A 14,611-nucleotide genomic window follows, 5' to 3' on the forward strand; every position below is an offset into this window, starting at 1 on the left:
AGGGGAGATGTCTTATACCTATAATGTAAAAGAAGAGATACTTAATAATGAAATGATAACAAATATAGAGAAAACTGCTGAAATATCAGCAGTTCTTCTCAGTAAAAATGCTTTTTATGATGATAAAATTGAGCTTAGATTGGAAAATTTAGCTCTAGCAAAAAGAGTATATAAGTTTATAAAAGATATAACTAGCTTAAAAATAGAGATAAAATATCAAATATCTAAGAGGCTAGGGGAGCATAATGTCTATATTATAGTGATACCTAGACAAAAAGGATATAGAGATTTTATAGAGAATATGAAAAGTTTTAGTATGGAGTTAATATTAGCAAGTGAGGATATATTAAAAGGATTTATTCGTGGAATATTTTTATCTTGTGGATATATAAAAGACCCAGAAAAAGAGTATGCACTAGATTTCTTTATGGATAATGAAGAAGCTGCAGATAAATTATATAATTTACTTTTATCTAAAGATAAAAAAGTATTTAAAACTATGAAGAGAAATAAACCGTTAGTATATCTTAGAAATTCAGAAAATATTATGGATATAATGGTAATGATAGGAAGTATTCAATCTTTTTTTAAATATGAAGAAACTACAATGATAAAGGATTTAAAAAATAAAACTATCAGAGAGATGAACTGGGAAGTAGCTAATGAAACTAAGACCTTAAATACAGGAAATAATCAGATTAAAATGATAAAACATATAGAAAAAGAGATGGGTTTAAATTCTCTAAGTCCTGTTTTAGAAGAGATAGCTCATGTGAGATTAAATAATCCTGAGAGCACTCTTCAAGAGATAGCCGAGATGGTAGGAATATCAAAATCTGGTGTAAGAAATAGATTTAGAAGAATAGAGGAGATTTATAATAATCTAAAAAAAGAAGAAACTGAGGAATAAGTATGAGAGTAATTGAAAATATATTTGAGTTAGAAGAAAATTTACAAGAGAGCTATGTAGCTATAGGAACATTTGATGGGGTACATTATGGGCATCAGAAATTGATAAGAAATGCTGTGGAAAAAGCCAAGAAAAATGGTGGGAAATCTGTAGTGTTTACTTTTTCAAGTCATCCTATGGAACTTATAGATATCTCAAGAGCTCCAAGAGTGATAAATACAATAGAGGAAAAACTCTATCTATTGGAAAATATGGGAGTGGACTGTGTAATTTTACAATCTTTTATAAAGGAGTTTGCTAATTTAACAGCAGACGAATTTGCTGATATTTTAAAAGAAAAGGTTGGAAGTAAGGAGATTTTTGTAGGATTTAATTTTTCTTTTGGAGAGGGAGGAAAATCTAAAACAAAAGATTTAATTAGACTAGGAGAAGAGAGAGGAATTCTTGTCCATGAAATCCCAGCTGTCTATGTAGATGGAGATTTAATAAGCTCAACTTTTTTAAGAAATAGAATTTTGCATGCTGATATTGCAGAGATAAATAGATATTTAGGACATAGATTTCTTATAATGGGAGAAGTAGTACATGGTAAAAAAATAGCAAGAGAGTTGGGATTTCCTACTGCCAATATAAAGATATCTACAAGATTATATCCTAAAAATGGAATATATGGGGCTAGAGTGAAGATAGAAGGGGAGGATTTTTACCGTGATGGAGTGGTAAATATTGGAGTAAATCCTACTTTAAAACCTGGAGAAAAAAGTGTTGAGGTAAATATTTTAGATTTTGACGAGTTTATCTATGGAAAAATTGTAGCTGTAGAATTGGAACAATATTTGAGAGAGGAAAAGAAATTCTCTTCAATAGATGAATTAAAAAGAGTAATTGGGAATGATGTGAAAACTTGGACTAAAGTGGTAAAAGAGAGAAGAAATGGATATAGTACTAAAGATAGATAATTTTGAAGGACCATTAGATTTACTTCTTCATTTGATAGAGAAGAAAAAATTAAAAATATCAGAAATAAAAATCTCTCAGATTATAGATGAGTATTTAGGAGTATTAAAGGAAGCACAAGAGGAGAATCTCCATATTAAAGTGGAGTTTCTTGTAACTGCTTCAGAGCTTTTAGAGATAAAGGCATCTACTCTTCTATCAATCAATGATGAGGAAAATAAAGAAAAAGAGTTAAAAAGAAGACTAGAGGATTATAAAGTATTTAAAGAGATTGCCTTAAAAATAGGAGAGATGGAAAAGGAGTATAATATCTCTTACACAAGGGGAGAGAGTAGAAAGATTATAAAAAAAGCTCCAAAGGAGTATGATATTTCAAAATTACAAGCTAGTGATTTATATTCAGCTTATAAAAGATATGTAGATAAGAAAGAAAATGAATATTTAGAACTAGAATTAGAAAAAAAATATACTTTAAAAGATGAGATGGATAAGTTATATTTAAAATTATATTCTCATAATAGAACCTTTGACTCAATCTTTGGAGAGGCAGAAAATAGAATGCATCTTGTTTATATTTTCTTGGCTATATTAGAGCTATATAAAGAGGGACTTATTCTAATAGAAGGGGAAATGGTTAAAAGAAATTAAGAGTTCTTTTAATATTTAAAAGAGGAAAGGAAGTATTATGTTTAGAAGTGGACTTCTAGTTATGATAATTACAATGGTAAGTAGAGTATTAGGACTGGTAAGAGCTGGGATAATAGCTTACTATTTTGGAGCATCTGCTATGACAGATGCTTTTTTCAGTGCTTTTAAAATCAGTAACTTTTTTAGACAACTATTGGGAGAGGGAGCTTTAGGAAGTTCTTTTATCCCCTTATATAATGAAAGAGTAGAGAGTGAGGGAGAGGAGAATAGCAAACAGTTTATCTATTCAATCCTCAACTTGCTTTTTGTATTTAGTACAATAGTAACTATTCTTATGATAATTTTCTCTCAGGGAATAATAGATGGAATAGTTAGTGGATTTCCTGATGAAACTAAAATAATAGCTTCAAGGCTTTTAAAAATAATGTCAGTGTATTTTGTTTTTATAAGTTTATCAGGAATGGTTTGTGCTATATTAAATAATTTTAAACAATTTGCTGTACCAGCTTCAACTTCAATCTTTTTTAATTTAGCTATAATTTTAGCCTCTATGTACTTTGGAAAAACCTATGGGATAGACGCTCTAGCTTATGGAGTTGTAATAGGGGGATTATTTCAATTTTTAGTGGTATTACCAGCTTTCTTTAAAATAATGAAGGGATACTCTTTTAAAATAGATTGGAAAGACCCATATCTTAAGAAAATTTTTATAATGATATGTCCTATGCTCATAGGAATAGTAGCTAGGCAAGTAAATACTATTGTAGACCAGATGTTTGCTTCATATTTAGCAGAAGGGGGAGTTTCAGCCCTTGAAAATGCAACTAGATTGTATCTTCTACCAGTTGGGGTATTTGGAGTATCCATATCCACTGTAATATTCCCAGCACTTTCTAAAGCTATGTCAAAAAATGACTTAGATGGAGCAACTGATAATATAGTAAAAGGATTAAATATTTTACTGTTTTTAATAATTCCATCAACAGCTGTATTGACTTTTTACGCACCAGAGGTAATTAGGCTTACACTTTCCTATGGAAAATTTGATGAGGAAGCTGTAAGAGTTACTTCTCAAGCTTTACTTTATTACTCATTGGGATTATACTTCTATACAGCTATTTATTTGATAACTAGAGCTTTTTATAGTGTAAAAAACAGCAAATATCCAGTAAAATTCTCTATAATCTCAATAGTTATAAATATAGTCTTAAATTTCTTGTTGATAAAAAGTATGGCATACAGAGGTTTAGCACTTTCAACTTCCATAGCTTCAGGAGTAAATTTTTTCCTTTTGTTAATAGTATTTAGAAGAAAATATATAAACTTTAGTTTAAAAAAGAGTTATATTTTCTTTATAAAAACATTTATTATTACAGCTATTGCACTAATAGCAAGCTATAAAATAGATAATACAATTATAAAGTTAGTGGTATTTTCTGCTGTATATATGTTATTCTGGGCTAAGAGTCTTTTGAAAAATAAGATGGAAGTGTTTTGATGAAAGAGAAAAAATATAATTATCAGGTGTATACTCCAAATAAGATAGCCGAAAAAATAAATTTAATAGCATTGGAAAAGTATTTTGAAGGAGAGATTACCTATGAAAAATTGATGAGTGTAAGAGCTTTAGATTTATCCTGTGGAAATGGTAATCTTTTACTTCCATTTTTAGAATCTCTTATACTTCTTTCAAAGGATATCAGTGGAAAATACTTTTATAATCCACTGTGGATAAAAGGGTGTGATATAAATGAGGAAGCTGTAAATTTGACTAAGAGAAAGGGAGAGGAGCTTCTAAAAAAATACTCTTTAAAGGGAAGTATAGATATTGAAAATATAGATGGATTGATGTTAGAGGGAAAAAAATATAATATAGTTTTGGGAAATCCTCCATATCTAGGAGAAAAAAACAACAGAGAGGTATTTCAAAAAATAAAAAATACCTCTTTTGGTATGAAATATTATGAAGGAAAGATGGATTATTTCTACTTTTTTGTGGAAAAAGCTGTGGAACTTTTAGAAGAGAGAGGAATTTTAGTCTATCTTACAACAAATTATTGGCTGAAGGCTGATAGTGCTAAAAAATTACGTAATACTCTTAAGGAGAATGGAAGTTTTTCTAAAATAATATTTTATGATAACTCTCTTTTTTCTAAAGCTAAGGGACAACATAATATAATTTTTACTTGGGAGAAGTTAGAAAATATTGATATCAATATAGAGATAGAGTTACCAGAGGAAAAATTTAATTTAAAAAATAGTGAACTCTATGATGAGAATTTTAAAATAGTGTTGGCAGATAGAGAGAGTAGGGAGTATAATAAAAGAGTAAAAGAGATAGCAAATTATAGGTTGAAAGATTTAGTAAATATAAATCAAGGAATAGTTTCTGGCTATGATAAAGCTTTTGTTTTTGATGAATATCAAGAGAAATTTAAAGATTATCTTAAACCTTTTTACAAAAATAAAGATATTGGAAAGTATAATAATGAAAAAAATAGCTTTTGGATTTTGTATTTAGATAAAGAAACCCCTCTTAATAAAGAGTTAGAAAAGTATTTAAAGAAGTATTACTCAGAGCTAAGTGCAAGAAGAGAGGTAAAAATAGGAAGAATAGAGTGGTGGCAACTTCAATGGGCAAGAGATAGACAGATTTTTTCAAAGCCTAAGATACTTGTTCGTCAAAGATGTAAAACTAATCAATTTTCCTATGATGAAGGGGAATTTTATGGAAGTGCTGATATCTATTTTGTAACTACTAAGAGTGAAGAGATAGATATATTCTATATTTTAGGGTATATGAACTCTAGTACTTTTTTACAATGGTTTAAGTATAACGGAAAAACAAAAGGGAAGAACTATGAATTTTACTCTACTCCACTAAAAGAAACACCGATATACTATCCTAATAATAAAGAAGAGATAGAGTATATAAGAAAATTAGTAAAAAATCAAATAAAAAATTATGATGACAGTGTACAAAAAGAAATAGACAGATATTTTGAAGAAATTTTTAGTAAGTGAGGTGAATTAGATGAATGATTCATCAAATAGGATAAAAAAAGTTGGATTACCTCCAGGAAGTATAATTTATACTGGAGAAAATCCACAGCATAAGATACATATAGATATTCTTGCTTACAATGACAGTGTAACAAAAAGGGAGCTTTTTGATGAAAGTAGTGATTTATCTGAGATAAGAAAAGATTTTAAAGGGATAACTTGGATAAATATAGATGGAATACATAATATCCCTCTTGTAAAAGAAATAGGCAAGTTATTTTGTCTAGATAACTTAGTTATGGAAGACTTAGTAAATAGTACTCAAAGAGCAAAGGTAGAAGAAAGAGAAGAATATCTTTTTATAGTAATGAAGATGTTAAAATTAAATCTAATTTCAAAGGATATTACTTATGAGCAAGTATCATTTATAGTAGGAGAGGATTATTTGCTTACATTTCAAGAAACTCCTGGAGATGTATTTGATTCTATTAGAGCTAGAATTGAGGCACCTAACTCTAGAATGAGAAAAAAAGTGTTGGGTATCTAACGTATACAATATTAGACAGTATAGTTGATAACTATTTTATGATACTTGATGAAGTGGAAATGGAGATAGATAGGCTTGAATCAAAAGTAATAAATAACTCTGAAAGAGAGGACTTACAAGCTATCATTACACTGAAACAGAAAGTTACTACATTAAAGAGAACAATAGGACCTATTAGAGAGTTAATCAGTAGATTACAAACTAATAGTGTAGCTGAATATTTGAATGATGATATAAAAATATATCTGACAGACTTATCAGACCATGGAATAATAGTACATGATACTTTGGATATTTTAAACAGTAGAGTTACAGAGTTAATACAATTATATCACTCTACAATTAGTAATGGAATGAATGAGATTATGCAAATTTTAGCAATTATATCTACAATATTTATGCCACTTAGTTTCTTAGCTAGCTTATATGGAATGAACTTTGAATATATGCCAGAATTACAGAGTAAATATGGTTATTTTATAATTTTGGGAATAATGTTTGTATTGGTATTAGCTATGCTTGCATATTTTAAAAGAAAAAAATGGATATAATTTAGTAGGGAGGATAAACATATGAAAAAATTGGGGTTATTTCTTTTATCACTTTTATTTGTATCATGTGGTGGAGGAGATAAAAAAACAGAAGTAGCTGAACAAGCACATAAAAAAGTTGTAGTAGCTCAAGCAACAAAGCCAAAAACTTTGGATCCACCATTAGCAAATCAGGTGGATTCTATGAAAGTAGCAAGACAGATTTTTAATACTTTGCTAGTTGTTGATGATGAGGGAAATCTCGTTCCAGAGATAGCAGAGAAGTGGGAATTCGAAACACCAACTTCTATTCTTTTTACAATTAGAAAAGGAATAAAATTTCATAATGGTGCAGAGTTAACTGTTGATGATGTTGCTTTTTCATTAGAAAGAATGAGAGGAAAAGCTGGGACAAGAATATTGGTAGAGAGTATAAGTGGAGTAGAGGTAGTAGATGATACTCATGTAAGAGTAACCATGTCAGAACCATTCTCACCACTACTATATAACTTAACACTTTCTCTTTGTGGAATCATAAATAAAGAGGATACTTTAAAAAGAGGAGAATCAGAGATAGCTGTAAAACCTAATGGAACAGGACTATTTAAATTAACTTATTGGAATAGTGGAGATATTGTAAAACTTGAACCGTTTGAAGATAGTTTTATGGGAAAACCAGAGATAGATGAATTGGAATTTAAAATTATTCCAGAAGGAAATAATAGACTTATAGCTTTAGAAACTGGAGAGGTAGATATAGCTTATAATATAAATCCATCTGATATAAAATTTATAGAGGAGAATAATGATTTAGTCTTAGTAAATAAACCCTCTATGAGAGCAGAGTATTTAGCTTTTAATTTAAATAAAGAGCCTTTAAACCAAAAAGAGTTTAGACAAGCTGTAAATATGGTATTAGATAGAAAGGGAATATTAGCTGCTATATATGATAATGCTGGAGAGTCAGCTACTTCTATGTTAAGTCCAGAAATGATAGGAGGAAAACCTACTGGAGATATAACTTTAAGAGTAGATGAGGCAAAAGAATTATTGAAAAAAGTAAAAAATGTTCCAAGTAAGTTGAGTATAATGACAGACTCTGTTCCTACAAATATTCAAACAGCTCAAATAATTCAATCAAATATAAAAGAGTTAGGGATAGAATTGGTAATAGAACCTGTTGAGTGGGGAACTTATTTAGAGAGAAGTGCTATGGGAGAGCATGAATTATTATTGGGAGGTTGGTTCCCAGGAACTAATGACTCTGATATAGTTCTATACCCATTGTATCACTCTAATGCTAAGGGAAGTGCTGGAAATAGAAGTTTCTATAGTAATCCAGAATACGATAAACTTGTAGAGATGGGAAGACAGGAAACAGATGTGGAAAAAAGAGCAGAGTTATATAGAGAGGCTCAAGCTATATTAGAAGAAGATTTACCAATTATTCCTATGTTAAGAAAAAATGAGGTTATAGGAATGAGAAAAAATATCTCTGGATTTATCTTCAGACCAAATGGACATCATGTATTGACTAAATTAAGAAAAGAGTAATTAATTTAATAAAATAATAAAGAGGGAGTATTACAAATTCTTAAATTGCAATACTCCCTTAAAATTTTAAATAATTATAGATTAAAATGTAATTTCTTGAATATTTTCTTCTGGTTTTTCATCTAATGGAAGAACTGTATATTTTACTGTAGAGAAATCTATTTTTTTCAAATCAACTTTTCTTATTTGACTATTATACATAGTTTTATAGTAGAACTCTCTGTCATTTAGACTACTAATCGCTGTCCATTGAGTTGCACTTGGTAAATCTTTAGGAATATAAGATTTATGTTCAGCTGGATACTCTACACCTATTGGTAAATCAAAATTATTTAAAATATGGAAAGCTTCATTGATAGCTTCTTTTGAAGTTTCAGCTGGCTTCATAGTATTTAAGAAATAAAAAGCTCTGACAAATCTTGATGGTGGAGTGATATCTCCAGGTAACCCCATAGCTCCTGTCCCAGCTCCAAATGAGAAAAATTCCTGTCCATTGACATTGAAATTTTTAGCATTTCCAGCATAAAGATTAATATAGTTATTAAGATTTTTTACATGCCACTGATAATCTGGGGAGTTAGTTAGTACCCCTATTTTATTATCATGGATTTTTACCTCTCCATTATTTACAATCTCTATGACGATATTTCCACCTTTAGAATCAGCTACTCTCCAATGAGCAGTAGGTAAAGGATTTCCTTTTTCATCATACCCAATATTTACAACTTTTATCTTTTTAAGTCCCTCTTTTACTTCATCAACAGTCGCAAAATTAGATAAAATCCAACTTACAACTTGCATATCAACTATAGATTTTTTTGATATTTTTTTATTATATTTAGTTAGACTACCATAGTGAGGAAAATAAAATAGTCCAGCATTAAGTCCAACTTCATTTATTCCCTCTCCAATAAACATATCAGTAATAAGACTGGCTCCCACATAACCATATTTACCTTTCCATTTATATCCAGCTAGTTTTCCATCTGGAGTAAGAGATTGATACTCTTTTCCTCTTGGAGATACTACAAGTTTACTATTAAGATTACTTTCTCCATATTCAATAGTTCTTCCTTGTACTATTTTATTATCCAAAGTTTTTATAGTAATACCTGTACAAGCAAGTGCTAGACTGGATAAGATTAAAAATAAACTGAGTGTTAGTTTAAAAATTTTTTTCATTATAACCTCCTAAGTTAACATTTATAGTATATTATACCATATAGATTAAATATCTCCAAATTTAAAACTAATAAAAAAAGCTATTACATTTTACTTGTAATAGCTTCTCTTAAACTTTTCTAATTAGAATAATCCAGGGATATTAATTCCACCAGTTACTTTTCCCATTTCTGCTTCAGCTAACTCATCAGCTTGTCTCATAGCTTCTCTTACAGCAGAAACGATTAAATCCTCTAACATTTCTTTATCATCAGCAGCTTCTTTAATGATATCATCAGTTAATTTAACTTCTAATAACTCTTTTTGTCCATTAACTTTAACAGTTACAGCTCCTCCCCCAACAGAAGAAGTTAATTCTTTCTCTTTAAGCCCCTCTTGAACTAGTAACATTTGTTGTTGCATAGCTTGAGCTTGTTTTAATATATTCATTTGGCTTCCTGCACCTTGTGATGTTTTTCCACCTTTTAATTTTCTTACCATTATAATTGTCCTCCTGATATTTTTCTTTCTAACTAACAGTGATTATATCACAAACCACTATATTTTTTCAACTCTTTTCTACATCTTATATGGAAAAAAATAGATTGGTTCAAAAAATAACTCTTTCTCTTCCTCTAAAAGTGATAAATTTTTCCAAAAAGTTTTAAAAGGAATATATTGTTTTAACATCACATCAAGTTTTTCCTTTTCTACTATCTCCACTACTTCATAACTATCTATTTTTAATTCTTTTGCAAGAGAGGAAATAGCATTTTCAATACCACCAATTTCATCAACTAAGTCTATCTCTTTTCCCTCTTCTCCTAACCATACCTTTCCTTGAGCTATTGAGTGTACATACTCTCTATTTAAATTTCTTCCTTGAGCTACTACATCTAAAAATTCATTGTATACCTTTACACTAGAAGCATATATTTTTTCTCTATCTTTTCCATTGAAATCTTTAGTTAAAGAGAATAGGTCAGAATACTCTCCCTTTTTTACACTCTCCACATTTACATCTATTTTTTTCATAAGCTCATTGAAGTTAGGAATAAGGCTAACAACTCCAATAGAACCAGTGATACTTTCATTATCAGCAAATATTTTTTGCCCAGCACTAGCCATATAATATCCACCAGAAGCAGCTACTCCACCTATTGAGACATATATCGGTTTTATCTTATTAGCCTCTTGTAGCTTATGATGGATAAGATTAGAAGCAAGAGCTGAGCCACCTGGAGAATTAAGTCTTAAAACTATTCCTTTTATATTGGGATTTTTTAAAGCTTTGTCAATTTCAGAATTGATTTTTTCAGGAGTAATAGAGTTTCCAATTCCTCCTCTCTCTCCATCTAGTAAGATATTACCTTCAGCATATATGATAGCTATTTTATTTTGAGAGTGTAGAATACTCTCTTGGTATTTTTCGATAGGAATTAATCTTTCACTTCCTATTATATCTTTTATTTGAGATTCATAAACTTTTTCATCTATCATATTAAATTTTTCCATTTGATATGGTTCAGAAAATACAAAATCTCCAGCTAGTATTCTATTATTAATTAAATTTTTATTAATCTTTCTCTTTTCAACTATTTTATTTAGAAAGTTATTATAAATCCTATCTTGTAATCTTATAATATTTTCCCTATACTCTTGTGACATCTGATTTTTAGTAAAATTCTCTCCATAAGATTTATAATCTCCCACATGTATTACATTAAATTTTATTCCTAACTTATCAGCCAATCCCTTATAGTAAGCTAATTCATTATAATATCCAGTAATATTTACATTAGCACTCATAGTAGGAGGCATAATTATTTTATCAGAAGCAAGAGCAAGAGAGTAATTTCTATTATTCATATTATTAGCATAGGCAAGAACCATCTTGTTATTTTTTCTAAGCTCTTCTAATTTGCCACTTAGCTCCTCAATTTGTCCTCTATCCAATGTCATATTATCCAGTTTTAGTAAAACTCCTTTTACTTTATTATCATTTTTAATAGAGTTTAGTTTTGTTAAAAGAGAATAAAAATTAATCTCCCCTTCAATTAAAAATTTAGGTAATCCCTCTAACTTTTCTTTGTACTCTTTCCCTAAATCTACTACTACAACACTATTTTCTTTCAATACTATTGTTTCATCTTTAGAGGAGTATTTGAGAATAGCTCCAATTACTCCAACTATTAAAATTAAAAATAGAGAAAATTTAATTATAAAAGAGAAGACTTCCTTTATAATAAATAAAATTGTTCCTAAAACTATTTTTTTAAAAAAAGTAAATATTTTCATAATAATTACCACCTTTTATTTTATCTTCATTAAATGATACCATATTTTAGAATATAGTCAAGTTAGATGAAATTTAGAAAATAAAATTATATTTTCTTTTTATTTATATAAAAGTGTTATATAATCATATTAGAATAGAATATTGAGGGAGGTTTTTATGAGATATTTAGGAGAGATTTTTGCACTTATTACAGCACTTGGTTGGGCTTTAAGTTCACTCTTTTTTGAACAAGCTTCTAAAAAAGCTGATAGTATTTCAGTAAATGTAATTAGATTAGTAATGGGAATTATATTTTTAGGAATATTTACTTGTATAGATAGAGGAGTTATCTTACCAGTGGATGCTACATCTTATAATTGGAAAATATTGGGGATATCTGGATTGATAGGATTATTTTTTGGAGATATGTTTTTATACGAAGCCTATGTTATGATAGGGGCTAGAATATGTATGTTATTTATGACAATGACTCCACTTGTAGTAGGAATATTTGGTTATCTTTTTTTAGGGGAAGCATTGACATTGATTCAAATTGTAGCTATGTTAATAACTTGTAGTGGAGTACTATTAGTAGTAATCAAACCTAAAAATAAAAATGATGAGAAAAAATTATCATCAAAAGGGATACTATTTATCTGCATAGCTACAATTTTAGAAGCAACAGGAATAGTATTTACTAAGATGGGTTCAATGGGATATGACCCGAGTTCATCTACTCAGATAAGAATGATTTGTGCTTTAGGTGTCTTTATAATTTTTCTTACTTACAAAAGATTGTGGAAAAAAGTTTTTAATGTGTTGAGGGATAGGAAAGTTATATTACTAATAATAGGTGGAACTATTACAGCTACAGCTGGAATAACTTTTTTAGTAGCAGCTCTTAATTTAGGGAATGCTGGTATTATATCTACAATTTCTTCTACCAGCCCAATTCTTATAATTCCCATATCATATTTAATATTTAAAGAGAAGATAAAGATAAAAGAGATAATAGGAGCTTGTATCTCTGTTTTTGGGATAGCTCTATTTTTCTTATAATAAATTGGAGGATAAAATGAGATATTTTATGCATAATAAGGAGTTATCTCCTAAATTAGAAAAAAGAATAAAAGATTATTTTAGAAAAATTAGAAAATTAGAATTAGAAGTAAAATTTTTAAATAAGAACTATTATGGAATAATAGATGTAGAAAGTTTTAGATGGTTAAGTAATTTTGATTGCTTTAATTGTCTAACAAATTGTTGTGTACAATTTCCTTATGAGTTTAATAAAAAGGCAAGAGAAGTTATATTAGAAAATTTAAAAGAGTATGACTCCTTAACTAAAGCTATTTCTATAATGAAAGAAGAGGGAATGACAGAGAAAGAGATAAAAAGCTCTATAGAAAATGATGCTATGCTGATACCAAAAGAGTTTGAAAATAGTGTCTTTGATAGATGTACTTGTTCATGTGTGTATATTGATAAGAGTCTTTGTGCAATACATAAAATTTGTATAGATAAAGGGATGAGCTTAGGAGAGATTATTGATACTAAGCCATTATGGTGTTCTTTATATCCTTTAGAATTGATAATTGAAGAAGAAAATTTATATATTTTTGTTCCAACAAGTGGGAATAATTATCTTTCTATGAATGATTGTGATTTTCCATGCATGAATATAGAGAAAGAAAAATCTCCTTATTTTAGAAGAGAAAATCCTATTGGATTTCAATTAGATGAATATAAACCATTTATAGAAAATTATTATAATGTTCTTTCTTATATTTTTGGCGAAAAATTCTGTAAGAGTATATTAGAAAGTTTGAATATAAAAATAAATAAAGATATAGATGAACAGTATATTAAGAAAAAATAAAAAAGTCAAAAAACGATAAAGAAGCCCCTTCGGCCTCAGGACTTCTTTATACGTAGAAATTAAAATGTAATTTAAGGAAATGTCTTATGACAATATTATTATAGCATATAATTTGATATTGTCAATAAATATTTTGTAATTCTAAATATTTTTTATGTAAGATATAAGATTAAATATATTTAAAAGATATAAAAAATATATTGTACAAGAAGTATAAACTAGAGTATACTAATAAAAAAGCAAGATAGAGGTGCAAAGGACAAGAGTAAAAATATCTAGCTTGGCAGGCGTTATGATATTTTGAAAGGGGAATTTGCCGAAATAAAAGAGAGAGCTGAACTCTTTTGTTGGCAGTGTGGAGAATATCTACAATGTTGTCATTGAAAAATTTCAATGGAGAGCTATCTGTGAAAACTATAGAGGGATTGATTTATCTTTTTTGTAATTTATCACAGTTGAGTCAGCTGTGATTTTTTTATTTTGCTAAAATTTTTAGGAGGTATAAAATATGATTAATGCAATTTGGTGTGGACTTATAGTGATAGGAATATTGGTGGGGATATTTACAGGAAATGTACAAGCAGTTACAGATTCGGCTATTGAATCAGCAGGTACAGCTGTAACTTTATCTTTAGAGATGATAGGGGTAATGGCTCTATGGCTTGGACTTATGAAGATAGCTGAAGAGGCAGGAATGGTAAAAGCAATGGGAAATTTAATGAAACCACTTTTAGTAAAATTATTTCCTGAGATACCAGCTGATCACCCGGCTATGGGAAGTATAGTAGCTAATATGGCAGCTAACTTTTTTGGATTAGGAAATGCAGCTACTCCACTTGGAATAAAGGCTATGCAAGAGTTACAACTTTTAAATGATAATAAAGATGAGGCATCAAATTCTATGGTAATGTTTTTAGCTATTAATACTTCATCTGTAACTTTAATTTCATCTAGTACAATAGCATATAGAGTAGCAGCTGGTTCAGCTAATGCTACTGAAATAATAGCTCCAACAATAGTAGCAACAATTATGTCAACAGCTGTAGCTATAATTTCCTGTAAGTTTTTAGAAAAGTTACCTAAATATAAAAGAGAAAAAATAGAAATAAAAAAATAAAAGTAAGAAAAAAGTTAGTTATTGAAA

12 protein-coding genes, 1 pseudogene and 1 riboswitch are annotated in these 14,611 nt (G+C 28.9%); of the genes and pseudogenes, 10 read left to right on the top strand and 3 right to left on the bottom strand.

Annotated elements, in window-relative coordinates; translation table 11 throughout:
- Positions 1-7 precede the first annotated feature (7 nt).
- The 7 genes and pseudogenes from whiA (at position 8) to FMAG_RS05335 (ending at position 8,149) form a co-directional block, all read left to right on the top strand.
- On the top strand, positions 8-910 hold the full coding sequence (gene whiA / locus FMAG_RS05305; protein ID WP_005884745.1) for a DNA-binding protein WhiA: 903 nt from the start codon (positions 8-10) through the stop codon (positions 908-910).
- Positions 911-912: 2 nt separating this feature from the next.
- On the top strand, positions 913-1,869 hold the full coding sequence (locus FMAG_RS05310; protein WP_005884747.1) for a bifunctional riboflavin kinase/FAD synthetase: 957 nt from the start codon (positions 913-915) through the stop codon (positions 1,867-1,869).
- Positions 1,844-2,515, top strand: a complete 672-nt coding sequence (locus FMAG_RS05315; protein ID WP_005884749.1) for a segregation and condensation protein A — start codon at positions 1,844-1,846, stop codon at positions 2,513-2,515. The genes FMAG_RS05310 and FMAG_RS05315 overlap by 26 nt, the downstream gene beginning before the upstream one ends.
- Positions 2,516-2,552: 37 nt before the next feature.
- A complete protein-coding gene (gene murJ, locus FMAG_RS05320) occupies positions 2,553-4,013 on the top strand; it encodes a murein biosynthesis integral membrane protein MurJ (protein ID WP_005884751.1) in 1,461 nt (486 codons plus the stop codon).
- Complete coding sequence (locus FMAG_RS05325) at positions 4,013-5,539, top strand: Eco57I restriction-modification methylase domain-containing protein (protein WP_005884753.1); 1,527 nt, start codon at positions 4,013-4,015, stop codon at positions 5,537-5,539. The genes murJ and FMAG_RS05325 overlap by 1 nt, the downstream gene beginning before the upstream one ends.
- A gap of 10 nt (positions 5,540-5,549) precedes the next feature.
- Positions 5,550-6,616, top strand: a pseudogene (corA, locus tag FMAG_RS05330) (magnesium/cobalt transporter CorA).
- Positions 6,617-6,637: 21 nt separating this feature from the next.
- Positions 6,638-8,149, top strand: a complete 1,512-nt coding sequence (locus FMAG_RS05335) for an ABC transporter substrate-binding protein (RefSeq protein WP_005884755.1) — start codon at positions 6,638-6,640, stop codon at positions 8,147-8,149.
- An 81-nt stretch (positions 8,150-8,230) separates the two neighbouring features.
- Here the strand turns inward: FMAG_RS05335 and FMAG_RS05340 are convergent, their stop codons facing one another.
- The 3 genes from FMAG_RS05340 to sppA all read right to left on the bottom strand — a co-directional run bounded on the left by FMAG_RS05340 (position 8,231) and on the right by sppA (position 11,608).
- Positions 8,231-9,331: a linear amide C-N hydrolase gene (locus FMAG_RS05340; protein ID WP_005884757.1), complete on the bottom strand. Its 1,101-nt coding sequence runs from the start codon at positions 9,329-9,331 to the stop codon at positions 8,231-8,233.
- A gap of 123 nt (positions 9,332-9,454) precedes the next feature.
- Positions 9,455-9,811, bottom strand: coding sequence for a YbaB/EbfC family nucleoid-associated protein (locus tag FMAG_RS05345; protein WP_005884759.1), 357 nt, complete (start codon positions 9,809-9,811; stop codon positions 9,455-9,457).
- A gap of 78 nt (positions 9,812-9,889) precedes the next feature.
- Entirely contained in the window at positions 9,890-11,608 is a 1,719-nt protein-coding gene (gene sppA / locus FMAG_RS05350) for a signal peptide peptidase SppA (protein WP_005884761.1), read from the bottom strand.
- 157 nt (positions 11,609-11,765) lie between these two features.
- Here sppA and FMAG_RS05355 point away from each other — a divergent pair, with 157 nt between their 5' ends.
- The 3 genes from FMAG_RS05355 to FMAG_RS05365 all read left to right on the top strand — a co-directional run bounded on the left by FMAG_RS05355 (position 11,766) and on the right by FMAG_RS05365 (position 14,584).
- Positions 11,766-12,647 (top strand): DMT family transporter, encoded by an 882-nt coding sequence (locus FMAG_RS05355; RefSeq protein ID WP_005884764.1) that lies wholly within the window; start codon positions 11,766-11,768, stop codon positions 12,645-12,647.
- Between the two features lie 16 nt (positions 12,648-12,663).
- Entirely contained in the window at positions 12,664-13,467 is an 804-nt protein-coding gene (locus FMAG_RS05360) for a hypothetical protein (protein WP_005884766.1), read from the top strand.
- Positions 13,468-13,704: 237 nt separating this feature from the next.
- Positions 13,705-13,879, top strand: a riboswitch (Lysine riboswitch).
- 96 nt (positions 13,880-13,975) lie between these two features.
- Entirely contained in the window at positions 13,976-14,584 is a 609-nt protein-coding gene (locus FMAG_RS05365; RefSeq protein ID WP_040493631.1) for a nucleoside recognition domain-containing protein, read from the top strand.
- The last annotated feature ends 27 nt before the right edge of the window (positions 14,585-14,611 follow it).

Source organism: Fusobacterium mortiferum ATCC 9817 (genome assembly GCF_000158195.2).
Lineage (GTDB): Bacteria > Fusobacteriota > Fusobacteriia > Fusobacteriales > Fusobacteriaceae > Fusobacterium_A > Fusobacterium_A mortiferum.